Here is a 25,504-nt window from a genome sequence, read left to right as displayed (position 1 = left end):
ACCTTGTACTTACCCTGACGGTATATTGTTTCTGCTATGAAACCGCTTTATTCATACCTTTTAAAAACGATCGCCATTATTGTAGGCTTGTGGTTAATTTTTGAATTTTCCTCAAGGTTATTTGCTGAAATACTTTGGTTTCAAGAGGTAGACTATCTCTCAGTCTTTGTCGTAAAACGTGCCAGTCAATATATTCTCTGGGCGATCGCCACTTTAGTTTCAGGACTATTTATCGGGTTTAATCTATGGTTAGCAAGTCGTTGGCAGTGGCAGTGGCTACCCAAGGATGAATGGTATGACGTAGGTTTGTCTGTAACCCCTGAGCAAAAGCAGCTATTTGGCAGAGAGATAATTAGCGCTACCCGAAACAGAAAAGCTACAAGCTCTGATACTAAGCAAAATATTGAGCCAAATACCGAGCAAAAAATATATTCTCCTCGTTTGAAGTTACCTCTTTTATTAACCGCAGCGATCGCCTTTGCGGGAGGAATTACTTACATCCTGACTACCTGTATCGATCTGGCTTTATCTGTTTGGCAAACTAGCTATCCTCTACCCCAAATTGCCACAGTTTTCAAACCGCCTCTTGATAGTTTTAATCTGGCGAATCTGACAGGTTTTATAGTTAGCTATTTGCGTCAGTTAATTGTCGTCTTTACGGTTGTGGGATTATTGTTGTGGAAACCACGCATTAGTTTAAAAGCGATCGCTATTTTACTGAGTATTATCTTTGGCTTGATTGCAGCAGCTAACTGGTCGGTATTTCTGCGCTTTTTTAATCCATCTCAGTTTAATTTAAATGATCCACAGTTCGGTCAGGATATTGGCTTTTATATCTTTCGCTTTCCTGTGTGGCATTTAATTGAATCTTGGCTACTGGCTTTATCCTGCTGCACCTTGTTAAGCTGCACTTTGTACTATTTATTATCAGGAAATAGTCTATCGCAAGGGCGTTTTCCAGGCTTTACTAAAATCCAGTTGCGCCATATTTCTTTTTTGGGTGCAGCGGTGATGCTTGCCCTAGCTTGTCAACATTGGCTGAACCGTTTTGACCTACTTTATAGTACTCGTGGTGTAGTATATGGTGCTAGCTACACCAATATTCGAGTTCAATTACCTTTAGAAGTATGGCTAACTCTGGTATCAATTGTTAGCGCTCTTTGGTTGTTGTATAAAGGTTTTACAGGATATCGAAATTCACAGCTACAACAGCGCAAGATCAAAAAAATTATCTTGTTAATTTTTCCTTTTACGCTCTATTTATCAGTTCTTGTCATCAGCAACATTGCCAGCACCACGGTACAGTATTTAATTGTTCAACCCAACGAATTAGCCAAGGAAAGACCCTATATTGAGCGCAGTATTGCCTTCACTCGCCAAGCGTTTAACTTAAATAATATTGAAACTAAAACCTTTAATCCTCAAGGAGAATTAACCGCAGCCGATATTCAGAATAATAATTTAACCATCAAAAACATCCGTTTGTGGGATACTCGTCCCATCCTGCAAACCAATCGACAGCTACAGCAAATCCGTCCCTACTATCAATTTTATGATGCGGATATCGATCGCTATTTATTAAGTAAATCCGATTTCGATCTTGCTTATAAACAACAGGTAATTATTGCAGCCAGGGAGTTAGACTATGCTCAAGTCCAGGATATTGCCAAAACCTGGGTTAACGAACATTTAATTTATACTCATGGTTATGGCTTTACCCTTTCTCCTGTTAACCAAGTTGCGGAAGGTGGCTTGCCCTATTATTACGTTAAAGATCTGGGTACAGGAAACGAAGAAACAGGTTCACTAACTATTTCAGATGAGATAATCCGTCATAGTATTCCCATCGGTAAACCCCGTATCTACTTTGGTGAATTGACCAACCCCTACATCATGACTTCAACTAAGGTTAGGGAACTAGATTTTCCTAGTGGCGAAGAAAATGTTTACACCACTTACGACGGTACTGGCGGGATTAAAATTGGTAACTACTGGCGACGAGTCTTGTTTGCTCAATACCTTAAAGACTGGCAAATGCTGTTTGCTCAAGATTTTACCCAGGATACAAAACTACTATTTCGCCGTAACATTAAACAAAGAATCAAAGAGATCGCACCTTTCCTCAGCTACGATCAAGATCCTTACTTAGTAGTAGCTAAAACTAATGAGCGTCAAGATCATCTTTATTGGATTATAGATGCTTATACGATCAGCGATCGCTATCCTTATTCAGATCCAGGCAAAAATAAATTTAACTATCTGCGCAACTCAGTCAAAGTAGTGGTAGATGCCTATGATGGTCAAGTAGATTTTTATATAGCTGATGAAACCGATCCCATAATTCGCACTTGGAACAAAATTTTTCCCCAGCTATTTAAACCTCTGTCTGCCATGCCTGTAGATTTACACCGACATATTCGCTATCCCGAAGATCTGTTTAGTATTCAGTCAGAAAGACTCTTGACTTATCACATGCTAGATCCTCAAGTATTTTATAACCGTGAGGATCAATGGCAAATTCCCCAAGAAATCTATGGCGATCGATCTCAGGCAGTAGAACCTTACTACTTGATCATGAAGTTACCTACCGCCAGCCAAGAAGAATTTATTCTTCTCCATCCTTATTCCCCGATGAATCGTCCTAACCTAATTGCTTGGTTTGCAGCTAGATCTGATGGCGCGGATTATGGCAAGTTACTACTTTATAAATTCCCCAAACAAAAGCTAATTTACGGCACTAATCAAATCGAAGCTTTAATCAACCAAGATCCTGTAATCTCTCAACAAATTTCTCTGTGGAATCGAGAAGGATCCCGAGCCATTCAAGGTAATTTACTAATTATCCCCATCGAACAATCATTACTGTATGTCGAACCACTCTATATCGAAGCGAAAGAAAATAGCTTGCCTACTTTAGCCAGAGTAATTGTGATCTATGAAAACCAAATTGTGATGGCAGAAACTTTAGACGAGGGAATCAAGGCAATTTTTCAACCTCAAAATGATGTTGATACGATTATTCGTTCTGTAGAAGACGTTACGTCCAAAAACTAATTAGAATAGCTATAAGCTCTAAGCTCTAAGCTTGTTGAATATTTTTAACTTGACTAAATTCTAAGCGATCGCAATTAAAGCGCAAAAGATCAATTAAGTATGGAAAAAAATTGCCAGATTGGCGATCGCAATTATGAATCAGATGATATCTTACGAATACCAGTTAGAAAATAGAGCTTGTGATGATTCCAAAAAACTTGTGGTTAACCATAGTAGTAACCTTGTTTGGCTGTCAACAAGCTACACAATCACCCATCGCCGTGGCACAAAAAACTACAATCTGTAGTTATGAAGTTATTCAAACTTATCCTCACGACCAAAATGCTTTTACTCAAGGTCTAATTTTTGACCAGGGTGAGCTATACGAAAGTACTGGATTAGAGGGCAAATCATCAGTTAGAAAAGTTGATTTAGAGACAGGCAAAGTTCTACAGATTAGTAAATTAGACGATCGCTATTTTGGCGAAGGCATGACTTTGTGGCAAGATCGCCTAATCCAACTTACTTGGGTTTCTAAAACGGGTTTTGTTTATGACAAAAAAACTTTAAAGCAGATTGCTACCTTTCATTATCCAACTCAAGGTTGGGGCATAACTCATAACGATCGAGAACTGATCATGAGCGATGGCTCAAATACTCTCTATTTTCTTAATCCTAATACTTTTAAAGAAACTAAACGGATTAAGGTAACAGAAAATGACCGTCCTATCGATAAATTAAACGAATTAGAATTTGTCAAAGGAGAAATCTGGGCGAATATTTGGTTGAGCGATCGCATTGCCCGTATTGACCCTAAAACGGGTGTCGTGATAGGCTGGCTCGATCTCACAGGAATCATTGACCCCGCAGCCACACCCACCCAAGATGCAGTCTTAAACGGTATTGCTTACGATCCTGAGTCTGATCGGCTATTTGTAACAGGAAAACTTTGGCCCAAGCTATTTGAAATCAAGCCAATATGTGATTAGCAGCAAGTCTCTCACTACTTTTGAAAATTGGTACTATACCGTGCCACTTACTTGACGACAAGCTACTCCACAAGATTCTATCCCACAAGAATTGATAAACTGTAGTTACAAAATCTAGAGGTCAAAGACTTATGCTTATTAGATGTTTATTCGGTGCTGTACGCAGGATACAATACAGAGTCTAGGCAGATATTTGATATTTTTAATTAATTTATGAAAACCGCAGATAAGCTCAACGATAAAGCAGTTGTTAAAGATTATTTTAATCAGCAAGGATTCGATCGCTGGCGCAGAATTTACGGCGAAACTGACGATGTAAATAAGGTACAGAAGAAGATCCGCGAAGGACACCAGCAAACTATCGATACTGTAGTTGGTTGGTTAAAAGATGATGGTAACTTAACTGATTTGACAATTTGTGATGCGGGGTGTGGTGTTGGTAGTTTGAGTATTCCTCTAGCGGAAGCGGGAGCAATAGTTTCAGCGAGTGATATTTCCGCCAAAATGGTGGGGGAAGCCAAAGAAAAAGCCGAATCGGCATTGAAAGATACTAGTAAAGTGTCTTTTAGCGTCAAGGATTTGGAAGCGTTAACAGGCAAGTACGATACGGTAATTTGTCTGGATGTGCTGATTCATTACCCCACAGAGGATGCAGCCAAGATGATTACTCACCTAGCATCTTTAGCCGAATCTCGCGTAATTTTAAGTTTTGCACCGAAAACTTGTTTGTTGTTTGTGCTGAAAAAGATCGGCGAATTTTTTCCTGGCCCTTCTAAAACTACTAGAGCTTATCAACACAAAGAGGCAGATATTATTGCTGTCCTGAAAGAAAATGGCTTCGAAATTAAGCGCGCGGGGATGACTAGTATTAGTTTTTATTATTCAAGAATTTTAGAAGCAGTTAGGACGGAGAGTAAGTAGCACAACTGACAACTAGTAGCGCTTCGCTTAAGTAACGAGTAACAAGTAACAAGTAACAAGTAACAAGTTAGATGTAATAAGGGTTTCAGGTTGACAAAATGGTGTCTTTACTTAAGCCTTCATCTACTAGCAATAAAATCTATATGGCGCTTTTAAATTAATGATCTAAATAAATCTAATGCATCTAAATTGATAAGGCTTAGAGCTATGAATATTAAACTCAAACCAGAACAAGAGAAATTCATTCAAAATAAGATTGCTAGTGGTGAATATAACAACGCTGATGATGTAATTACTGAAACTTTTAAACTCTTAGAAATTAGAGAGAAAAAGATAAAAGAACTTCAAGCTAAAATTGCCGTTGGTACAGAACAAAGAGCTAATGGACAGTTAACTCAAGGGGAACAAGTTTTTGCTCGTTTACAAGAGAAAATTAATCGAGTAAAAGACTGAACCCGACTAATGAATAGTTATTTCTTTTCTATTATTAGATATGTACAGAAAAATGAAATGCTTCTCTCAAATCATCGGTTAAATGACTAATTCAAATAAATTTATTGCCACAGAATTATTTGATAGTAAGGGAGAAACAGGAGAAAAAATAGTTTGGAATGGGATTAAAAGAGGTTTTGAACGGAGAAAATGTATTGCTTATTGGCGTTACCCTATTTTTAGTCCAGATAAATTGCGCAAAGAGCCTGATATTTTAATTGCGGATTATCAGCTAGGATTAATTGTCATTGAAGTTAAAGCAATCAGGATTGAACAGTTAGTTAATATTCAAGGTCATCGTTGGCAATATCAGAATTTTTATACAGATTCGGGCAATCCATATCAACAGGCAGAAAGACAGTTATATGCCTTATTAGAATATAGCGATCGCGAACCTTTGTTAAAACGTCAGGTTAGTGCTAGAGCGATGGTGGCACTGCCTTATATTACTCAAGTTCAATGGCAAGAGCGAGGCTGGGCAAATCTACCCAATTCTCCACCTATTTTGTGGCAAGAACAGCTCATAGATTCTGAGTTGATTGTTAAGGCGATCGCTAATACTCATCCCCTAGTTATCGGTTCAGATCTCACGCCGACTCAGTGGGAATTGTTACAAGCTGTATTGGGAGGTACTGCTCTTTATACCCCCGAACATCAACAGCGTAATTGTTCTAGTTTAAATACTGGTTTAAATAGACGCAAGATTATTCAACAGGTGCGATCGCGCTTAAATCAGTTGGACTTGCAACAGGAAACCCTAGCCAAACAAATTCCCCCAGGCATGCAGCGGATCAGAGGGGTAGCAGGTTCGGGTAAAACCGTGGCATTGTGTCAGAAAGCAGCCTTGATGGCGGTTAAGTATCCTCAATGGCAAATTGCGCTGGTGTTTTTTTCTCGCAGTCTGTATGACTCCATAACTCAGCAGGTAGATCGCTGGATACGCTATTTTACCCAGGATCAAATGAACTACGATCCTGAAAACTCTGGACTAAAAATTCTCCATGCTTGGGGAAGTAAGCAACAGCCTGGTTTTTATGGCACGATCTCGCGGGCGACGGGGAATATTTCTTTATCCGTACCCTTTACCCTCAGTAGTCAACCTAATGAAGCCCTGGCAGAAGCTTGTTTGCAGCTATTAGAAAACCGTATTATTCCTCAAATATATGATGCTGTCTTGATTGATGAAGCACAAGACTTAATGACGGATCTCTGGCTTTATCAGCATAAACAGCCTTTTTATTGGCTAGTCTATCAATCACTGCGCCCTATAAATCCTATATCGCCTCAGCAAAGAAGACTAATCTGGGCTTATGACGAATTGCAAAGTTTGGGCAGTTTAAAGTTACCCGAACCCGTTGAACTATTTGGCGAAGAATTAGGACATTTAGTTACAGGGCAATATAATCAGCAGATTAATAAGACAGAAATAATCTCTCGTAGTTATCGTACACCTCAACAGATAATTATGGTGGCGCAGGCGATCGCCCTTGGCTTATTGAGAGAAAACGGTTTACTCACGGGTTCGATCTATCCTGAAGAATGGGCAGCTTTGGGCTATAAAGTTACGGGAGATTGGCAGTTAGGTAATCAGATTACCCTGACTAGGGAATCAAATTCACCGCATATTATTAGTGAACTATGGCAGGGAGAGATGATCTGCTTTGAACGCTTTGCTTCTCGACAGCAAGAATTAACTATCCTGGCGCAAAAACTGCAACAAAATCTAACGGACGATCAGCTTCAGCCAGATCGAGAAATACTAATCATTGTCTTGGGTTCAGCTTATGAAGCCAACACGTTACTTAAACATACTGCCACTTTTTTAATCAATCAGGGACTCAATATTTATCTTCCCAGTCAACGCACTTATAACTGTATCGATCCTACCCAACAAGATAATCCCAATCAATTCTGGTATCCAGGAGCAATTACCCTTTCGACAATTCATCGCGCCAAAGGACAAGAAGCCGATTTAGTCTATCTAGTCGGTTTAGATCGCATCGCACAATCAGATAATATATCTCTGCGTCATCAGCTTTTTACTGCTCTAACTCGTACTAGAGCCTGGGTAAATATTAGCGGGGTGGGAGACTATGCTCTTTATCAAGAATTAACTCAACTAATGAAAAGTGGCGATTGTCTTACCTTCACTGTAACTAGTCAACCCCAAAGAGAACTGAGAATTAGCGATCGCGCCAGTCTCATCCAAGGATATGCTCTAAATAGGAGAAACTTTCGTCACGCCAATCTCCGACACGCCGATTTATCCCAGATGCACTTGGCAAACATCAATCTGATTGATGCCGACTTGAGCCACGCTAATCTAGCAGGCGCAAATTTGACTAACGCTAAACTAATCGCTGCTAATCTGAGTCATGCCAATCTAACTAATGCTAATTTAACCAACGCCAAACTTATGGGAGCAGATTTAACAGAAGCTAATTTAACGGGGACTAATTTAGATCGATTTTAAATATAGTTAGAATCAGGACTCAAGGGAAAAAACTATTCCCCACTAAAGTACCAGGAGATTAAGAAGATCGGCATGACCCTTGAACTATATTCGGAAGTCGCCTTGACTCAAAACATAGCTGACCACAATCTGAAAATTGGAGATGTTGCTACTTTAGTTGATTTTGTTCCCCATCCCCACGGTGGAGAAAAAGGGTGCGTATTAGAAATTTTTAACGCTGTAGGAGAATCCATTGGTGTAGCTACTGTTTTGATCTCTGCGATTAAATCTCTATCAGCTAGCGAGATATTAACTACCCGTCCGTTGAAATAAGCTAATTAAAGAAATAATTTTCTCTTCTTCCGCACCAAAGAAGTACCCAACTACAGTTATAAGTTACAGTAAAATTATGTGGGCTTATAGCTTCTGATTACGAACCGTATTATTATCAGTTTCAGATTGTATCCTTGTCCTAAAGGACGATACGTAGCTAGTACAAAGAGTGAATCCTTTAGGGCAAATGGTATACTTTAAATCAGCAACGCCATATAATATTCCTCTCAGCCTCACGTTGTACCCTTGTCCTTTAGGGCTTTAGCATACTTTCAATCCATAACAACTTAAGCAATAGTTACTTCATCGGCTAAATAAACATCTTGAATGGTGTTAAATAGCTTAATCCCTTCAGACATTGGACGCTGGAAAGTCTTTCTGCCCGAAATCAAGCCTGAACCACCAGCACGTTTATTAATTACCGCAGTACGTACCGCCTCAGCGAAGTCATGATCGCCCGCAGAATCCCCAGAATTGATTAAACCACTGCGCCCTGCATAGCAATTAAGTACCTGATAGCGAGTTAAATCGATTGGGTGATCGCTGCTCAATTCGCTGTAAACCTTGTCATTAGTGCGACCATATTTTGCTCCTGTAGCTTGAGCTACTGCTTGATAACCGCCATTACAGGTGGGTAATTTTTGCTTAATAATATCCGCCTCAATGGTTACCCCCAAATGGTTTGCTTGTCCTGTTAGATCTGCTGCTAAATGATAGTCTTTGTCTTGTTTAAAGGCATCGTTGCGTAGATAACACCAAAGAATCGTTGCCATGCCTAATTCATGGGCTTGGGCAAAAGCTTTACTTACCTCTTGGATCTCTCTCGATGACTCTGGTGAACCAAAATAAATAGTTGCACCAACGGCTACAGCCCCCAAGTTCCAGGCTTGCTTTACCGAGGCAAACATAATTTGATCTGCTGGATTAGGATAAGTCAGTAGCTCATTGTGATTGAGCTTAACGATAAAAGGCAGACGATGGGCATATTTGCGGGACATCATCCCCAAAACTCCCAAAGTTGTAGCCACCGCATTACAACCACCTTCAAGGGCTAATCTAATAATGTTTTCTGGGTCAAAATAGAGCGGGTTGGGTGCAAAAGAAGCTGCTGCGGAGTGTTCGATCCCTTGGTCTACAGGCAAGATAGATAGATAGCCCGTATTGGCTAGTCTGCCCGTAGAGTATAGCGCTTGTAAAGATCTCAAGACTTGTGGGTTGCGATCGCTATTAAGAAAAATGCGTTCGATAAAGTCTTTTCCTGGTAAATGTAAAGTATCCTTGGCTATCTTGGCTTTGTAGGTGAGTAAATCTTCTGCTTCTTTACCTAATAGTGATGAAATCTGCGAAGTTAATTCAGTAGTAACCATGATTTTTCAAGTGTAATTATCTTGCTTGCTTTTATTGTGACTAAGTTTGCTTAAATTACGCTTAATTTTTCCCGATCAGTTTGCCGACAATTGATGATTTATCCTAAAGGATATCCTAAAGGACTAGCTTTATGCGAAGCGGTATCCTTTAGGACGCGTCGCACTTCGTTATTGTTACCTATTGCCCAATGTATTTCTCTAGTTAGATGTATTAATTTACTAAATCAAGGTTTGATAAACACATCCAGTTTGAGAAAATAGATTCTAAAAAATCGATAGTCTAGTCGATCGCAAGCTGACTGTTAGAGTAGTTAATTTTTACATCAATAATGATTGAATCTATTTTATGGTGGCTGGTTATTATTTTTTTAATAGTTAGCTTAAGTATATTTGTCGGCTTTTATTTAAGAGGTGCGTTTCGCGATCGCATTATCTATAAAGTTAAACATGCACCTAGACCAGAAGAACCTCATTTTCCCTACGTTTTAGCTAGTATTACCAACTCTTTTATTACTGATGGCATCGTCACTGATTTTTGGAACGAAGCTGGTGCTATTCAACGTGCGCGTCTAGATGCGATTAGTCAAGCGCAGCATACAATTGATTTTGAAACATTTTTTATGACTCCTGGCAAACGAGCAGATGATTTTGCTGCTGCTTTAGCCGAAAGAGCTGCTGAAGGTGTTGAAATAAGGCTGGTTGTCGATCATTATGGGACGAAAGATCTCTCCGACCAATATTGGAACCGTTTACGAGGTGCTGGAGTCAAAGTTTCTTTTTTTAATTCTTTTAAGTGGCGCGCTCCTCTAGATTATGCTGGACGTACTCACCGTAAACTCCTACTGATTGATGGTGAATTTGGCTTAGTTGGCGGTGCGGGGATCTCCGATCTTTGGGATGGGATTGAAAAAAAAGATGATACTCAACCTTGGCTAGATGTGGAGATGCGGATCGAGGGGGAAATTATTAGTATTTTAGAAGGTGTATTTTCTCAACACTGGACTTTTAGTAATGGTACAGCAGATTTAAGCAAATTTAAATTCCACAATTTTAATTATTATGGCAAAAATCGAGAGCGCGATCGATCTGATCATCATGATTTAATGTTGGTTGTACCAGGAGCAAACCCCAGAATTCGTTTTTCTCCCATCCAGGCTTTTAAATACAACAGTATTATTTGTGCTAGAAAGCGGATTTGGTTAGCTAGCCCTTATTTTTTACCTGACCCCAACTCAATTGATTTATTAGTAGCCGCCAAACAAGATGGGGTAGATGTTCGCATTCTCACTACTAGCGAACGGAGTGATAAAAAACCTGTTTACTATGCCTCTTATGAACATTACGGTAAATTATTAAAAGGTGGGGTAACAATTTATGAATATCAGCCCAGTATGACTCATGCAAAGTTACTGCTAATTGACGATATTTGGGCAACTACAGGGAGTGCTAACTTTGACCCTCGCAGCTTTTGCCACAACGAGGAATTAGATATCTGTAGCGCCCAGCCGAGGTTAGTTGAAGGAATTCGAGCTACTTTTGAAAAGGGTTTTGCTCAAAGCCAAATAATAACTTATGCCGACTGGCAAAAACGCCCCTTAATCAAACATCGTATATTAGGTAATGTAGTTGACTTTTTCCAGTGGCAACTTTAATTGTCGTGGGGAAGTTGACCTACAAAGTTGTTAAATCAGGTTTATAGATCCCAAATAAGTTCTCTAGCCATAAGTAAAAACGTTAGGACATTTCCTACTTCCTACTTCCTATTTCCTATTTCCTATTTTCTTAATAATTTGCGCTCGAATAACTGAGCGATCGCATAAACAATAAATCCCGCCGTCATACCTGGTACCACTTCATAAATAAGATTTGACCATTTAAATACAGAACTCCAGGCGATCGCCACCACAATACCAACAATCATCATCAATAAAGCTACTGGAGTTGTAATAGGTAGTTGCCTAATCCTGACTAAAATTAATGGCCCCAAACCCGCAGCTAATGCCGACCAAGAAGAAGTAACCAATAGAAAAACATTATCGTCGCCAGCTAAAGCAATACTCATGACGATCGCTGCCACTGTCAACGTTCCTAATTTCACCATTCTATAAGATTTAGCAAACTGAGGTGCTATATCTTGAGTGAGCGCAGCCGAACAACAGAGTATTTGCGAATCAGCAGTAGACATAGTTGCAGCGAATACTCCTGCCAGCATTATTCCCACAAAAAATGAAGGTAATAAATCCTCTGCTAGATAAAATAATGCTAATTCTGGATCGCCGTTTGTGAGCAAATCGGGCAAAACCACTCTCGACACCAAACCAATACCAAGGGCAGAAAAAGAAGTAATCAGACTGGCTATAATTTTAATATTAAGAGCTAATTTGACATTTTCTGGTGAATCGATCGCCATTGCGCGCGTTAAAATATGAGGCTGACCGATTACGCCAAAACCTGCTGCAATCCAACCGACAAAAAAAGGAATAAAACCCAGAGGCAAATTCGTCGGACTAAAATTAACCAGTTGAGTATCGATCGCGTTTAACTGCGTCCAGATTTCGCCAAATCCACCACCACTAATAATCGCCACAACTAAAAGCAGCAGCAGCGAACCAATCATTACGACTCCTTGTACCGCATCCGTCCAGATTTCGGCACGAACTCCCCCAGAAAAGCAATAAACAATGACAATTACCACTCCCAGCACGATGCCTAAATAATAATTCCAATCAAAGACAACGTTTAGTGCTTTACTTCCCGCTACTAGTTGCGCTGCCGCATACGAACCAAGGAAAGCAAGAATAATTATGCCTGAAGCGATCGAAATCCAGCGATTACCAAGAGTTTTTTGAGCCAAAAAATCGGAAACCGTATCAGATGAAGTGTCTTCTGATATTTCTCTGAGTCGTTTAAAAAAGAATAACCAGGCTAGATAATCGCCGATCGCCCAGCCGATCGTCAACCAAATTGCAGAGACTCCAATTTTATAGGCAAAACCAACTTGACCGAGAAACAACGCACCACTTTGTCCCGTTGACATTGCCGATAATGCCGTCAGCCAAGGATTGACATCACGACTAGCTAACAAATAATCGGCAGTAGTACTTTGCTTGTAACTTGAAGAATAAATGCCGACGAAGACAATTAAAACAAGAAATCCAATAAACGCTACTGCAATAGATAACTGATTTGCCATTTTAACTGACGATGCGTTCCTTGCGTCTGGTTTGGATATCGAGACGCAACCAAATCTCAAATGCGACTCTGGTTGTAAATGTTAACATTAATCGAGAAATAGAAAAATCAGTAGTGCATCAAATAAGTGTGGGATAAATGATTAATTGATGCCAGCTCCAACAGTATTTATTTAACTATTCAACTGAACCCGATCTTAACTAGCATTATTTTTAAGAGGATGTCTGAGAACTCAATTCTGTTATGCTTAGACCCTAGTAGATCCCCCCTAGCCCACGGCAGTCGCTACAACGGAGGAAACCTCCGCAACGCGCTGCCTCCCCTTAACAAGGGGGGAATCGGAATCAAAGTCCCCCTTAACAAGGGGAGCCACTGCGGTCTTGGGGTCTCCCCAAGTAGAGCAAGTGGCATGGATTTAGGGGGATCTACCCACTGGAAACGTAGCAATTAGACTTTTCAGATATCCTCTAAATAGGACGCAAGATTGCTCTAGCTAATCCCCCGTCTCCATCTTTAAGCTTAATGGGTAAGCAAATTAGCTCGTATTCTCCAGGTTCAACCTCAGCTAAGTTTAGCCCTTCAATCGCCCAAATACCCGAACCTAATAAAGCATGGTGTACCTCGATTACATTCCCTTCATAGCCACCAACTGATAAGTAATCTACTCCTACAGTACGAACTTTTTTCTCAGCTAAATACTGTGCTGCTTCTGTAGAAATATGGACAAAATCTTCCACAAAAGTCTTAGATTTTAAAGCAAAATTACTATTTTGAGTTTTAAATAAAATCCGTTCTCCTGCTTGAATATTATGGGGTTCAAGCTCTTCAACCTTAATTTGTTGAGGATCTTTAATTTTAATCACCCTAGCTCTACCAATAGTCGCATCTAAAGGCATTCGATCGATCCCAATACCACCTTTAATAAAGTGATTAATACCGTCAACATGAGTTCCTGTATGAGTCCCAATGGTCAACTTAGAAACATTGCATACATCTCCATGAGCTAAACATTGACTAGGTTCAACAGTTATGGCAGGATTATCTGGCCAATAGGGCATTCCTGGGTGAATGGTCAAAGAAATATCGATCCAGTCGTTTACTTGGTGCATAATTCTTGGTAATGTAAATTACTCTAATAAAGAGATGAATTGAAGGACTGACCAGTTATATCAAGTCCTCTTAAGCGCTTCTAATAAAATCTTTGCGTCTCTGCGTCTTTGCGCGAGTTTTAATTGGAATTGTTTAAACGGAATTCATATTTTAAATCTGTTTTCCTTGAATTGAATAGTCTAACAACTCAACGGGATGGAATAATTTAATCCCTTCTAAACCCTGTAACTCCAAATGTTTTTGAATTTGCAAAGAACAGCCAGGATTAGGCGAGGCAATGACACTCGCTCCAGTCTTAATTAAATTATTCACTTTTTGTCTACCTAGCTCATCGGCGGTTTCTGGCTGCAACATATTATAAATACCCGCACTACCGCAGCATAAACTTGCGTCTAAAGGTTCGCGCAGTTTAACCCCAGGAATTTGTTGTAACAGCTGACGTGGTTGCAGACTAATCTTTTGTCCATGTAATAAATGACAGGCATCTTGATAAACAAGAGTCAACTCACCTGATGTCAAAGGATGTAACTCAGTAGTTAACTCGATCTCTGCTAAAAACTCCTGGACATCTTTAACCTTACTCGAAAACTGTTCCGCCTTTGCTCGATACTCAGGATCATCAGCTAAGATATGACCATATTCTTTGAGAGTATGTCCGCAACCCGCAGCATTAATAATAATTGCATCTAAATCCTGATCGATAAAACTATCAATCATCTGCCTTGCTAAAACCTGTGCCTGTGCCTCTTGTCCCTGATGAGCGGGTAAAGCAGCACAACAGCCTTGACTGGGAGGAATTACCACCTCACAACCATTAGCAGTCAAGACCCTGGCTGTAGCTTCGTTTACAGGAGAAAAAAATAACCGCTGCACACAGCCTAAAATCATCCCTACCCGATAGCGCTTTATTCCTTGAGGGGGTATTACAGCAGGTAAATCACTCCGCCAAGAACTATCCGTTACTTCAGGTAGAATTGCCTCCATTGCTGCTAATCGAGGAGTTAGCTTTTTAAGCATTCCTGTCTGTCTAACTAACTGCTGTAAACCTGATTTTTGATAGAACCACAGGGGAGGCAGCAGATGGCGTAAGCGATTGGGATAAGGAAAGAGATTAAAAATTAAAGTTCTAATTAACCTATCGGGTAAACTACGATTTAGGTTCCGCTCGATCTGAGGACGAGTAGCAGCAATTAGCTGATCGTACTTTACTCCTGAAGGGCAGGTAGTCACACAGGCTAAACATCCTAAACAGGAATCAAAATGCTGAGTAGTTGTGGTGTCAATTGTTGCTTCTCCTTGATTAATGGCATCCATTAAATAGATCCTGCCTCTGGGAGAATCCATTTCTTTACCGATGACTCGATAGCTAGGACAGGTAGAAAGACAAAAACCGCAATGTACACAAGAATCGATTAATTTTGGTTGAGGAGGATTTTTAGTATCAAAATTAGTCATTGATCTTTCTTTTATTATCCCTTTATATTACCGATATCTGCATATAAAGCATATTTTAGCTAGTTTGAGCAGCAAAAAGTTTAAGTAAAAGCGATCGCCCTTTAAATATAGCCGTACAAGATTAGCGATAGACAATTAGTAGGTAGTCCTAAAGGACTTGTCTACCGAACTAAGCGGCACAAGTCGCATAGTTGGAGATACCGCTTCGCATATAGGTAGTGGGTAGTTTAACGGAGTTATCTTCAGCTTAAAAATAACCATCCAGACAATCATAGCTACAGCGGAAATTGTAAATCTAACTTAGAGGAAAAATTACCGTCTTTTTCAAGATCGGCATCTAAACCGATATAACCTGCTCTGATTTTAGCTCTCCAGAAGGCACTACCGCTGGTAAATTGAGTATCCGCATCAAGATTTGCTTTAACTCCCACAACGCCGATCAAGGATTGCGCTCCTAGTTTAATGCTACCTCCTGTAAAAGAATTAGTTTGATCGAACTTGCCACTAACCCCGATATTTGAGCCAAACAAGAGATTAGCATCCCAAGAGGCTTCCGCCCCATTAAACTTGGTGTCGCGATCGAGTTTAATATCGGCTTTAAAAGAACCAATCAAAGCTTTGGAGTCAATTTTGACGTTAGCACCAGTAAAGGTTATATCTCGATCAAAGTTGCCGTTTACTGCTAATGAAGCAAATGATGTTTTAGCCTTCCACGCTGCATTGACTCCACTAAAGTTGGTGTCGTGGTCGAAATTTCCTCGGACGGTTACTTTACCCAGACGGGTTTTCGCATTCCAAGCTGCATTTGCGCCAGTAAAAGTTATATCTTGATTGAAGTTGCCTTTAACGGCTAGAGAACCCAAAGGCGTATTAGTATGCCAACCAGTAGTAGCCTGAATAGGTCTAATCTGCCGATCTAGATTAATTGATAAATCAACTGAGCCAAGAGCAGTAGGACTTGATAGAGAAGCTTTTCCTTGAGTAAAATGCGCTGAGGAATTGAAATTACCGTCTAGCTTCATGACACCTAATTTGGTTTTGCTTTGCCATGAAGCAACTCCTGCTTTAAAAGAAGATGAATCTTGAGCCGAATCTTGAGCCGAATCGTAGTCAGAGAAGTTTGGTAATCTAGACTGGTCATCCTCTAATTCGAGAGTGAAATTAAGATTAGTAAGTTGGGTGTCAAAGATAAGAGGATTTTGCTCCAAATTGGCATTGGTAGGAAAAGAGTGTAAGGTGCTAATCCCAGCATCAGCTTGTTGAGCCGTCAAAAACTCAAACTCAGATTCAGTCAAGTTACTCAATTTTGGTTCAGACTCTGCTAAAACCTCGATTGGGAGCAATATGGTTAATGATGTTCCGAGAAATACTTTGATTGCAGTTGTCCGCATATATATTTCTAGATAAAAGTTTGATAAGTAAAATAAGTAAAAATATTTATAAATGAGCTATGGATGTACTTCATATCTAGTTTACCTTTTTAAAACCTGCTTGAGGGCGATCGCTTGTAAAAAATACTATTTTATGGTTCATCTCAAGTTAAAATGCGATTGAATTTAGAACGAGGTGTAAATTCCCTGTGGCTTGATGGTGGCTTGATGTATTCTCCTCCTTTCCGCTAACCTGATTCTCAGTGTCATTAAAAGTCTTGTGTAAAAGTAGTATATTATGTTGACCCAAATAAATTTAAAACTAATTTCTGTAGCCATGATCGCGCTGTTGCTAGTTGGTGGCTGTAGTAACAATGAAGCTGAAAATAGTCAGGCTAAAGGTGATGCGAAAGCTGAGGCAACTGGTATCATTACTAGTCGCTTAAATACAGTCAAAAGTAGAGGAAAATTAATCTGTGGCGTTAATGGACAGCTACCTGGATTTAGTTTTGCCGATGAAAACGGCAAGTACTCAGGAATGGATGTAGATTTATGTCGTGCAGTAGCCGCAGCCATTTTTGATTACCCCAGCAAAGTAGAGTACCGCGATCTCGATACAGAGGCTCGGTTTCTAGCGGTGCAGTCGGGAGAGGTGGATTTGCTAAGTCGTAATACTACTTGGACATTAAGCCGTGATACTTCAGTTGGTCTGGAGTTTGCTCCCACAACTTTTTATGATGGTCAGGGAATATTAGTCAAAAACGACAGTGAGATTGAAGAATTAGAAGACTTAGACGGTAAATCAGTCTGTGTGTTATCAGGAACAACTAACGAGCAGAATTTAGCCGATAACATGCGAAATTTAGGTTTGAATTATACTCCTGTGGTATTAGAAGATGCAAATATGTTATTTACAGCTTATCAAGAGAGACGTTGTGATGCTGCTACCAGCGATCGCTCTCAATTAACTGTTGGACGTGCAGGATTAAAACAACCCGACGATCATCAGGTGCTAGAGGCGGTATTGTCAAAAGAACCTTTGGGCCCTGTAATAGCAGACGGCGACTCTCAATGGTTCGATGTAGTTAAGTGGGTGATATATGCGATGATTGAAGCGGACGAATTAGGCATTAATTCAGAAAACATAGCTAGTTTTGCTCGGACAAAAGATCCTGAAATTAGACGTTTTTTGGGCTTAGAGGGGAATTTTGGCAAAGAGATGGGACTACCTAATGATTTTGCCCAAAGAGTTGTCAAGCACGTCGGTAATTATGACGAGGTATATGAGCGTAATATTGGTCTACCTTTTGATTTAGAAAGGGGTCAAAATGCCCTTTGGACAGATGGTGGTTTGATGTATTCTCCTCCCTTTAGATAGTATTTTGATAAATGATGGGATAAGCAACCTGCTAGTTATTAGTTATTAGTTATTTAATATACTATTTTCCTAAACTACATTTTCTCTAGATAGATTTATAGATTTGGAGTTGATAAGATTAACTGATAAAACTCTAAGTCTAACCATCTGCCGAACTTAAACCCTACCTGTTTAATAGTGCCACAGTGAGTAAAACCTAATGATTGATGTAATTTGATACTAATTGTGTTTTCGGCATCGATACCGCCGATGATTGTATGGTAATTCTGTTGTTGCGCTAGCAGTATTAGTTCTTGTAAAAGCTTTTTGCCAATACCTTTACCTCGAAATTTAGCCTCTACATAAACTGAATGTTCTACTGAATATTGATAAGCTGCATGAGTGCGAAAAGTGCCATAGGTAGAGAATCCCATTAATCTACCGTTGCTATCTTCGATGCCAATAATAGGATAGTTGTGTTCTGCTTTTATCTGGAACCAAGTTTGAATTGTGGCTAAATTTCTAGGTTCATAATCATACAGAGCAGTGGAATTAGCGATCGCCTCATTAAATATATCTAGAATAGCCTGTCCATGAAGTTTGAATTGGCAAGAGATGACTTTCATGAGCAAGGGATAGGAGAATTAATTTGGGAGTGAAGTCTAATCAAACAATAGTTGTAAATATCGAGCAGTAATCACCAAAGCGCTGGTTTGTGCGAAATATCACAGAGTCAAGGTAATTAAGATCGCTCCAGCAAGGCATTCCTAGCAATTATCTTGAGAAATCACCAGTTTTATCGGGATCTCAAAGATATTTTATGACTACTAAAGGTAGTTTCAAACTGCAATTAAGCTACAAGAAATATAATAGCCTCAAGCGTGGCTTTCTTAGCGCTGTTTTGGGCGGTACTTTATTGCTCACAATTGGTAATATTTATCAAGCAATTAACTCTTTTGAGCAACAGCAGTTAATTTCGTTGCCATCAGAGGTTTTTGCCAGTCATAAATACCAACCAATTCAGTTTGGAAATACCGAAGATTTAGCTCAACAAGATTTTTCCGAAATCGATCTCCTGGCAAAGGAGTTAAATTATTCAGGTTCATCGGTAACAGAATTAGCCGATTTACTCGCCCAAAATGCACCGACAGAGGCAGATAAAGCGAGAATTATTTATGCTTGGATCACTCAACATATTAGCTATGATCTTGTTGCATTTCATGATGCACTAAACAACAATAACTATCCTAATGTTAATCCGACAAAAGTATTAAGCGATCGCACTACCATTTGTTCAGGCTATAGTAATCTCTATCAAGCACTAGCTGAAGCAATGAATTTAGAAGCAGTAACTGTGATTGGCTATGCTAGGGGTGCAACTCCAGTAGACGATCTTCGATTCCAGAACACTAATCATGCTTGGAACAGCATTAAAATAGACGGCGCTTGGTATTTATTAGATGCAACTTTTGGTGCTGGTTCGGTTCAAAATGACAAGTTTACTTTTGAGTACAATCCTGATTACTTTGCAACTTCTCCCCAACAATTTCTCAATAACCATTACCCAGAAGATCCAGGTTGGCAACTATTAGAGCAAACTTATACCAGAGCAGAATTTGATAATTTACCGCATATTTCCTCTCGCTTTTATAATTTAAGATTAGCCACAATTAGTCATAATAACTATCAAATTACTGCTGCTAATCGCATCGATCTTAAACTTCAAGCACCTCAAGATGTAGTGGCGATCGCCGAACTGAAGCAAAATAATCTAGAGGTAATCAATACTATTTTAGTCAATCGTCAAGGAGATAATATCATTGTCAGTATTGCTCCACCCAGTGCTGGTACTTATGACTTAACTATTTATGCTAAACAAAAAGATGACGTAGAACATTATGGAGAAGTGATTAAGTATCAAATACAGGCAACTAATTCTACTGCTCAATTACCTAAAGTTTTTGGTCATTTCTATCAATACCACGCGAGCCTAATTGAACCTTTATCAGTAGATTTAAAGCCTAATTGGTCTACCTATTTTAATTTAGTTGTTCCTGAAGCTGTTGACGTTCAAGTAATTGATTTGGAGACAAAACACTGGACACCGCTCAATAAATATGGAAATTATTTTTCTGGTAATGTTGTAATTCAATCAGGAACAACTGCTGTAATTGCTAAATTTCCTGGAGATGATCAATATTGGCAGTTAGTAGAATATTAGGTATAGCCGTACAAAGTTAGATTAGAACATTAATAGTAATTGGCTCGTAAATAGGAAGTAGGAAGTAGGAAGTAGGGAGTAGGGAGTAGGGAGTAGGGAGTAGGGAGTCCTAAAGGATAAGCTTCGCAAATAGGGAGTAGTATTTCCAAGATGTCCTAACGTTGTTACATAGGGCTATAAGTACCCTGTCAGGTATTGAATTTGAAGCAACTTTTTGTTTACTTCATCAAAACTTCAATGTAACTGCATAATTTAACTATAGTAAAAACAATAAAATAAAACTATTACCGATCTCGATCTAAGCATTTAGATTACTGTTACTCAATCATTAACTAAGAAATAATTATTATCAGTCAATTATTTGAATGATATAAAAAATATTTTTCAGGGGAATATTAATCTTATAGCTACGTCTGTATGCCTTTAAAAAACTAATATGTGGAAATTATTGAATAGCAAAGTTTTTCTCTTAATTGTTCTTGCTTCAATATCAACAGTAATAGGTTTAGAAGCTTTGATTGATGCCAGTAAATCCTTTGCTGATACTGCTGATTATAAAAATGATCTGTCTACTGAGCAAACGCCTCTAGCGATGGGTAATCCACCAGCAAGTACTCGTCATAGTTTCCTGGTTGCTTCAGATTTAATTGAGGATCGACAAGGCAAAGCAGCATTAACCGAACTTGAAGATTTAGAGCAAGAATATCCTCTGCTGGCAGCTCATATTTTACTGGCTAAAGGTAAAGCATACCAGCTTGAGCAAAACGATTCAGCAGCAGTTCAAACTTGGCAACAGGTAGTAGCTCAATATCCCACATCTGCTGTTACAGGAGAAGCACTATACCTTCTGGGGAAATCGCAGCCTGAATATTGGCAACAGGCGATCGCCGAATTTCCCGCTCATCCCAGCACCCAAGAAATTATTCGGCAGCAGTTGAGTAAAAATCCCAATCAACCAAGTCTGATGGCGATTTTAGTTAAATATACTCCTGATGCTCCTGGGGTAGACCAAATGCGCGATCGCCTGGTCACAGAATATGCCCATCACTTGACTCCTCTCGAATGGGAGGCGATCGCCGATAGCTACTGGCTCAAGTGGGATTATGGCAAAGCAGGTCAAGCTTACACTAAAGCCCCGAATACATCTCGTAATCTATATCGTGCAGGGCGAGGACATCACCTGGGTAATGACCAAGTTACGGCAAAAAAATACTATCTTAAGTTAATTCAAGAGTATCCCGAGGCGGTCGATACAGGATTGGGTTTAAGGCGGCTGGCTACGCTGGTTAAGCCTCAAGCAGCAGTGACCTATTTAGAGCGAGCGATCGCGCAATTTCCTCAACAAGCGCCCGAAGCTTTAGTAGAAAAAGCGCAATATTTCAAGCTTTTAAATAGCCCAAAATCTGCCACCCAGGCTCTACAAACCCTCTTAACTGACTATAAAACTTCCGAAGCAGCAGCCGAATATCGCTGGGATGTTGCCAGTAACAAAGCGCAAGCAGGAGATTTAATCAGCGCCTGGCAATGGGCGCAACCGATTGTGATTAATAATCCCGAGAGTAAACTCGCACCCAAGGCGGGATTCTGGATTGCGAAGTGGGCAACTAAGCTTAATCGTCCCCAAGAGGCTACTGTTGCCTATAAATCTGTACTAGCTAGATTTCCTCGGTCATATTATGCTTGGCGCTCAGCGGTGGCGTTAGGTTGGGATGTGGGAGACTTTACCACGATACGTCGGCAAGATCCTCAAGTACTTAAGGTGGAGAAAATTATGCCTCCAGGGGGGTCAAAAACCTTCCAAGAGCTATACAAATTAGGACTAGAACAGGAAGCTTGGACACAATTTCAAAGCGAAATTAGCGATCGCTCTAAATTAAGCATCGCCGATGATTTTACCAAAGGTCTATTACAACTCTATCAAGGACAAAATTTACGCGGCATTAACCAAATTGGCGATCTTCAAGACAGAGATAGTCCAGAAGACAAACAACAATGGCAACAACTGCGTCAAACTCCTGAGTATTGGCAAGCTCTTTATCCGTTTCCGTTTGAGTCAACTATTTTAAAATGGTCTAAACAGCGTCAACTCAACCCGTTATTAGTTACTTCTTTAATCCGCCAAGAATCTCGCTTTGAGCCAGAAATTGAATCTTCGGCGGGAGCAATGGGTTTGATGCAAGTCATTCCGCCAACAGCTAAAGCAGCAGCCGAAAATATCGGTTTAGCTAACTATTCCATGACTAACCCTGAAGATAATATCAATATTGGCACTTACTATCTAGACTTTACTCACCAAAAATATAACAACAACTCCATGTTGGCAGTAGCTAGCTATAATGCGGGGCCTAATGCTGTAGCCAAATGGGTTAAGCGTTATGGTTTAAAAGATGCCGATGAGTTTGTCGAGCAAATTCCTTATCAGGAAACACAAGGCTATGTAGAGTCAGTGTTTGAAAACTATTGGAACTATATGCTAGTTTATAATCCTGAAGTTATCAAGCTATTTAAAAGTGAAGCTATTAGCTATTAGCTCCAGAAGATTACTCGCGCAATTATTTCTCCTCACCAATTAGCTCAAAATCGTCAAAATCAAAGCCTGGAACAACCACACAGGCAACTAAAGCATATCCCGCGTCCCCACCTATAGGTTGAGCTTTCTGCCACCAATGGGGGGGTACTACTGCCTGAAAACAGCGATCGCGACCTAAATAGATTGATGGTGATTCTGGCTCAATCGATGCTGCAATGGTTAACTCTAGAGGATCTCCTTTTTGATGAAACCAAAGTTCAGCTGATTTTACTCGGTGCCAGCGAGAACTATGACCAGTGGGTAATAAAAACAAAATAGCGGTACCAGCCACGCGATCGCCCCCATAACCATCAGGTAGAGTAGATTGTGGCAAAATTAGGTTTGAGCGCCATGTCTCTCGATAAAAACCTCCTTCTGGATGCGCCTCTAGATCCAGGGATTGAATAAGATCTTGAACCGTTGGGGAAAGTAAAGAAAACTCTTTATTCATTAATTTTGGATTATCTATTCAAACCTATTATAGGTAAGATTATGAAGCAATATTCATCAAAATCTTAGGAGATGGCTTTGGACAAAAATCAAGCCCAATTGGCAGAAATTCTCACAATTGCCCGTTCTGTTGCTTGGGGTGCAGCGGATATTCTCAGTTCTTTCTATCATAAAAATACGTTTGATTTAGATATTCAAGACAAGAAAGATGGGCCTGTTACCGAAGCTGATTTAGCAGCAAATAAATATATTCTCAGCAGTTTACAAGAGAAATTGGGTACGGAAGAATTTGGTTATTTGTCTGAAGAAACTTTTGATGTCAAAAAAGCCGAACCGATCGCCAAAGATTGGGTATGGATTATCGATCCTTTAGACGGTACAAGAGACTTTATCGATAAAACAGGGGAATATGGAATGCATATTGCCTTAGCCTATCAAGGTCGTCCTGTTATTGGCATTGTGGCGATTCCTGAAGCGGGAAAAGTCTATTTCGCGTCGAAAGATGATGGTACTTTTGTCGAAACTAAAGACGGCAAGATTACCCCCCTGAAGGTATCCGAGCGCCATCAAATTGAAGATCTCTACTTGATTGTCAGTCGTTCCCATCGCGACGATCGTTTTAAAGCCTTAATCGATCGCCTACCCTTTGCGGGTAAGAAATATATGGGTGGTGTTGGGGGTAAAATTTCGACTCTACTCGAACAAGAATCTGATGTTTATCTGTCTTTATCAGGGAAATCGGCTGCTAAAGACTGGGATTTTGCTGCCCCAGAGCTAATTCTCACGGAAGCTGGTGGTAAGTTTAGCTACCTCAATGGTGAGCCTGTTTACTACAACCAAGGAGATGTCAAACGCTGGGGTTGTATTGTGGCAACTAACGGTAAGTGTCATGAAGTTTTGTGCGCAAAAGCCACTGCCGTTCTCGACGAAATCGATCGCGGGACATATCCTTAAGTTAATTAAATATTGTGATTGAAGGTTGTAGATAGGCTGAATTGAGTAAATTACTTGATTCGGTCTTTTTTTTCGGCGACAATCAGTGGACATGGACAATTGGCAATGATGAACTATGTCAGCCACAACTGCTTATGTATCTCGCTTGTTTGTTTATCCCGTTAAATCATTAGATTGGGTAGCTTGCGATCGCGTTACTATTTTAGAATCTGGAGCATTAGAAGGCGATCGCACTTGGGCGATTATCGATCGAGACGGTAATTTTGTTAACGGCAAACGCAACTCCAAAATTCATGCTTTACGTTCAGAATTTGATTTAGCTACTAATACCCTGACACTGCAAATACAGGGTACAGATCAAACCGTAAAGTTTAATAGACCTCTTGCATGAATCAGGCGATGTCAATATTCTAGAGCGATTAATAACTGATTTTCAGTGCTTAGTTTTGGTTGACCGCCTCTGTTTCTTGATGTGGGTAAATCTTGCTTTTTTAATCTCGATCTAGCTCTAAAATGCGAAATAACGAGTTTGTACTAATTCTGTATTGGTATAAGTAGAGCTAATCTGAAACACTACCCCTTGCTACAGGCATCCACCTAGATCGAGGGGTAGTGTCGTAATTGCCTATAAAGAATCAGCAAGAATAGTTATCTTAACTATCTAATTACAGCATTTAAGATAACCGCCTGTAAAGCCTTGGTTTCGTAACGAACTGAGGGTTGTTTAAGCGATTTGACAGATTGCCATAAAGATGGAATAATGTATAGCTTTTCTATATAGCGATATTTAAGCGCTTATATAATTGGGGTATTTATGTACCCGCTTCTCTTTCGTTCAGCTCTCAGCTATAGTTACTTTTGAGTAAGTTTTGAGTAAAGCGTACCTCCTTTGGGAGGAGGGGATTACGGGAAAAGCCCGATAGTCCGAACGATAGTGAGGAAGCTCTCGACGGGATTTGAACCCGTGATCTCCTCCTTACCAAGGAGGTGCTTTGCCACTAAGCCACGAGAGCGATATCGTGTTCAAACAAGTATAGTTCTAGTTAAGAACATCCTCTGCTTTATAAGCATCAAGGGATTAAACACCAAAGGTAAGTATAACACTTACTTTTAAATATTCAAAGATATCGTAAATATGAGCGAATTCTTTTGTCAATGCTACAAGTTTCGTCAATCTTGAATTTACTCTACCACTTCTAACTCCCTTTGCTGATTAGCTTACACTACTACTACTACTTC

19 protein-coding genes and 1 tRNA gene are annotated in these 25,504 nt (G+C 39.8%); 12 read left to right on the top strand and 8 right to left on the bottom strand.

The genetic code is table 11. The features are described from left to right. Positions 1 to 36: 36 nt before the first annotated feature. From KME09_08565 to KME09_08540, 6 genes are all read left to right on the top strand, one after another. Positions 37 to 3,054 (top strand): UPF0182 family protein, encoded by a 3,018-nt coding sequence (locus KME09_08565; GenBank protein MBW4533979.1) that lies wholly within the window; start codon positions 37 to 39, stop codon positions 3,052 to 3,054. A 182-nt stretch (positions 3,055 to 3,236) separates the two neighbouring features. Continuing rightward, positions 3,237 to 4,022, top strand: a complete 786-nt coding sequence (locus KME09_08560; protein ID MBW4533978.1) for a glutaminyl-peptide cyclotransferase — start codon at positions 3,237 to 3,239, stop codon at positions 4,020 to 4,022. A 213-nt stretch (positions 4,023 to 4,235) separates the two neighbouring features. Continuing rightward, on the top strand, positions 4,236 to 4,943 hold the full coding sequence (bchM, locus tag KME09_08555) for a magnesium protoporphyrin IX methyltransferase (protein MBW4533977.1): 708 nt from the start codon (positions 4,236 to 4,238) through the stop codon (positions 4,941 to 4,943). A 207-nt stretch (positions 4,944 to 5,150) separates the two neighbouring features. Continuing rightward, positions 5,151 to 5,396 (top strand): type II toxin-antitoxin system ParD family antitoxin, encoded by a 246-nt coding sequence (locus KME09_08550; protein MBW4533976.1) that lies wholly within the window; start codon positions 5,151 to 5,153, stop codon positions 5,394 to 5,396. An 82-nt stretch (positions 5,397 to 5,478) separates the two neighbouring features. Beyond that, a complete protein-coding gene (locus tag KME09_08545; GenBank protein ID MBW4533975.1) occupies positions 5,479 to 7,908 on the top strand; it encodes a pentapeptide repeat-containing protein in 2,430 nt (809 codons plus the stop codon). Positions 7,909 to 7,980: 72 nt separating this feature from the next. Beyond that, positions 7,981 to 8,220, top strand: a complete 240-nt coding sequence (locus KME09_08540) for a DUF4926 domain-containing protein (GenBank protein ID MBW4533974.1) — start codon at positions 7,981 to 7,983, stop codon at positions 8,218 to 8,220. A gap of 287 nt (positions 8,221 to 8,507) precedes the next feature. On the opposite strand, the gene KME09_08535 is transcribed toward KME09_08540, so the two are convergent. Then, positions 8,508 to 9,587 carry a class I fructose-bisphosphate aldolase gene (locus KME09_08535; GenBank protein MBW4533973.1) on the bottom strand — a complete coding sequence of 360 codons (1,080 nt, stop codon included), beginning with the start codon at positions 9,585 to 9,587 and terminating at the stop codon, positions 8,508 to 8,510. A 329-nt stretch (positions 9,588 to 9,916) separates the two neighbouring features. Between KME09_08535 and KME09_08530 the strand changes: the two genes are divergently transcribed. Beyond that, the gene (locus tag KME09_08530; protein MBW4533972.1) at positions 9,917 to 11,239 is read left to right on the top strand and encodes a cardiolipin synthase B; all 1,323 of its coding nucleotides are present in this window, start codon (positions 9,917 to 9,919) and stop codon (positions 11,237 to 11,239) included. Positions 11,240 to 11,361: 122 nt separating this feature from the next. Here KME09_08530 and KME09_08525 read toward each other — a convergent pair whose 3' ends face one another. From KME09_08525 to KME09_08510, 4 genes are all read right to left on the bottom strand, one after another. Continuing rightward, positions 11,362 to 12,780, bottom strand: a complete 1,419-nt coding sequence (locus KME09_08525; GenBank protein MBW4533971.1) for a sodium/proline symporter — start codon at positions 12,778 to 12,780, stop codon at positions 11,362 to 11,364. A 466-nt stretch (positions 12,781 to 13,246) separates the two neighbouring features. Further along, a complete protein-coding gene (locus tag KME09_08520) occupies positions 13,247 to 13,888 on the bottom strand; it encodes a cyclase family protein (protein ID MBW4533970.1) in 642 nt (213 codons plus the stop codon). A gap of 151 nt (positions 13,889 to 14,039) precedes the next feature. Beyond that, positions 14,040 to 15,344 (bottom strand): 4Fe-4S dicluster domain-containing protein, encoded by a 1,305-nt coding sequence (locus KME09_08515; GenBank protein MBW4533969.1) that lies wholly within the window; start codon positions 15,342 to 15,344, stop codon positions 14,040 to 14,042. 275 nt (positions 15,345 to 15,619) lie between these two features. Then, a complete protein-coding gene (locus KME09_08510) occupies positions 15,620 to 16,735 on the bottom strand; it encodes a hypothetical protein (protein ID MBW4533968.1) in 1,116 nt (371 codons plus the stop codon). A gap of 277 nt (positions 16,736 to 17,012) precedes the next feature. Here KME09_08510 and KME09_08505 point away from each other — a divergent pair, with 277 nt between their 5' ends. Then, positions 17,013 to 18,092, top strand: coding sequence for an amino acid ABC transporter substrate-binding protein (locus KME09_08505; GenBank protein ID MBW4533967.1), 1,080 nt, complete (start codon positions 17,013 to 17,015; stop codon positions 18,090 to 18,092). Positions 18,093 to 18,187: 95 nt separating this feature from the next. On the opposite strand, the gene KME09_08500 is transcribed toward KME09_08505, so the two are convergent. Further along, entirely contained in the window at positions 18,188 to 18,697 is a 510-nt protein-coding gene (locus tag KME09_08500; GenBank protein ID MBW4533966.1) for a GNAT family N-acetyltransferase, read from the bottom strand. A gap of 194 nt (positions 18,698 to 18,891) precedes the next feature. Between KME09_08500 and KME09_08495 the strand changes: the two genes are divergently transcribed. Further along, positions 18,892 to 20,292 (top strand): hypothetical protein, encoded by a 1,401-nt coding sequence (locus KME09_08495; protein MBW4533965.1) that lies wholly within the window; start codon positions 18,892 to 18,894, stop codon positions 20,290 to 20,292. Positions 20,293 to 20,728: 436 nt separating this feature from the next. Continuing rightward, positions 20,729 to 22,822 (top strand): transglycosylase SLT domain-containing protein, encoded by a 2,094-nt coding sequence (locus KME09_08490; protein ID MBW4533964.1) that lies wholly within the window; start codon positions 20,729 to 20,731, stop codon positions 22,820 to 22,822. A gap of 22 nt (positions 22,823 to 22,844) precedes the next feature. On the opposite strand, the gene KME09_08485 is transcribed toward KME09_08490, so the two are convergent. Next, positions 22,845 to 23,312 (bottom strand): cupin domain-containing protein, encoded by a 468-nt coding sequence (locus KME09_08485; protein MBW4533963.1) that lies wholly within the window; start codon positions 23,310 to 23,312, stop codon positions 22,845 to 22,847. Positions 23,313 to 23,389: 77 nt separating this feature from the next. Between KME09_08485 and KME09_08480 the strand changes: the two genes are divergently transcribed. Both KME09_08480 and KME09_08475 read left to right on the top strand, forming a co-directional pair. Continuing rightward, on the top strand, positions 23,390 to 24,265 hold the full coding sequence (locus tag KME09_08480; GenBank protein MBW4533962.1) for a 3'(2'),5'-bisphosphate nucleotidase CysQ: 876 nt from the start codon (positions 23,390 to 23,392) through the stop codon (positions 24,263 to 24,265). Between the two features lie 115 nt (positions 24,266 to 24,380). Beyond that, complete coding sequence (locus tag KME09_08475) at positions 24,381 to 24,656, top strand: MOSC N-terminal beta barrel domain-containing protein (GenBank protein ID MBW4533961.1); 276 nt, start codon at positions 24,381 to 24,383, stop codon at positions 24,654 to 24,656. 550 nt (positions 24,657 to 25,206) lie between these two features. On the opposite strand, the gene KME09_08470 is transcribed toward KME09_08475, so the two are convergent. Next, positions 25,207 to 25,278, bottom strand: a tRNA-Thr gene (locus tag KME09_08470). Positions 25,279 to 25,504 lie beyond the last annotated feature (226 nt).

This window comes from Pleurocapsa minor HA4230-MV1, from assembly GCA_019359095.1.
Lineage (GTDB): Bacteria > Cyanobacteriota > Cyanobacteriia > Cyanobacteriales > Xenococcaceae > Waterburya > Waterburya minor.
Note: the sequence above shows the minus strand (reverse complement) of the source record. Positions and strands in the feature narration are given on the sequence as shown.

What these genes read in the sequence shown, in the direction of transcription:
- KME09_08565 (MBW4533979.1), top strand. Translation starts at nt 37, where the DNA reads ATGAAACCGCTTTATTCATACCTTTTAAAAACGATCGCCATTATTGTA.
- KME09_08560 (MBW4533978.1), top strand. Translation starts at nt 3,237, where the DNA reads ATGATTCCAAAAAACTTGTGGTTAACCATAGTAGTAACCTTGTTTGGC.
- bchM (MBW4533977.1), top strand. Translation starts at nt 4,236, where the DNA reads ATGAAAACCGCAGATAAGCTCAACGATAAAGCAGTTGTTAAAGATTAT.
- KME09_08550 (MBW4533976.1), top strand. Translation starts at nt 5,151, where the DNA reads ATGAATATTAAACTCAAACCAGAACAAGAGAAATTCATTCAAAATAAG.
- KME09_08545 (MBW4533975.1), top strand. Translation starts at nt 5,479, where the DNA reads ATGACTAATTCAAATAAATTTATTGCCACAGAATTATTTGATAGTAAG.
- KME09_08540 (MBW4533974.1), top strand. Translation starts at nt 7,981, where the DNA reads ATGACCCTTGAACTATATTCGGAAGTCGCCTTGACTCAAAACATAGCT.
- KME09_08535 (MBW4533973.1), bottom strand. Translation starts at nt 9,587, where the DNA reads ATGGTTACTACTGAATTAACTTCGCAGATTTCATCACTATTAGGTAAA.
- KME09_08530 (MBW4533972.1), top strand. Translation starts at nt 9,917, where the DNA reads ATGATTGAATCTATTTTATGGTGGCTGGTTATTATTTTTTTAATAGTT.
- KME09_08525 (MBW4533971.1), bottom strand. Translation starts at nt 12,780, where the DNA reads ATGGCAAATCAGTTATCTATTGCAGTAGCGTTTATTGGATTTCTTGTT.
- KME09_08520 (MBW4533970.1), bottom strand. Translation starts at nt 13,888, where the DNA reads ATGCACCAAGTAAACGACTGGATCGATATTTCTTTGACCATTCACCCA.
- KME09_08515 (MBW4533969.1), bottom strand. Translation starts at nt 15,344, where the DNA reads ATGACTAATTTTGATACTAAAAATCCTCCTCAACCAAAATTAATCGAT.
- KME09_08510 (MBW4533968.1), bottom strand. Translation starts at nt 16,735, where the DNA reads ATGCGGACAACTGCAATCAAAGTATTTCTCGGAACATCATTAACCATA.
- KME09_08505 (MBW4533967.1), top strand. Translation starts at nt 17,013, where the DNA reads ATGTTGACCCAAATAAATTTAAAACTAATTTCTGTAGCCATGATCGCG.
- KME09_08500 (MBW4533966.1), bottom strand. Translation starts at nt 18,697, where the DNA reads ATGAAAGTCATCTCTTGCCAATTCAAACTTCATGGACAGGCTATTCTA.
- KME09_08495 (MBW4533965.1), top strand. Translation starts at nt 18,892, where the DNA reads ATGACTACTAAAGGTAGTTTCAAACTGCAATTAAGCTACAAGAAATAT.
- KME09_08490 (MBW4533964.1), top strand. Translation starts at nt 20,729, where the DNA reads ATGTGGAAATTATTGAATAGCAAAGTTTTTCTCTTAATTGTTCTTGCT.
- KME09_08485 (MBW4533963.1), bottom strand. Translation starts at nt 23,312, where the DNA reads ATGAATAAAGAGTTTTCTTTACTTTCCCCAACGGTTCAAGATCTTATT.
- KME09_08475 (MBW4533961.1), top strand. Translation starts at nt 24,381, where the DNA reads ATGTCAGCCACAACTGCTTATGTATCTCGCTTGTTTGTTTATCCCGTT.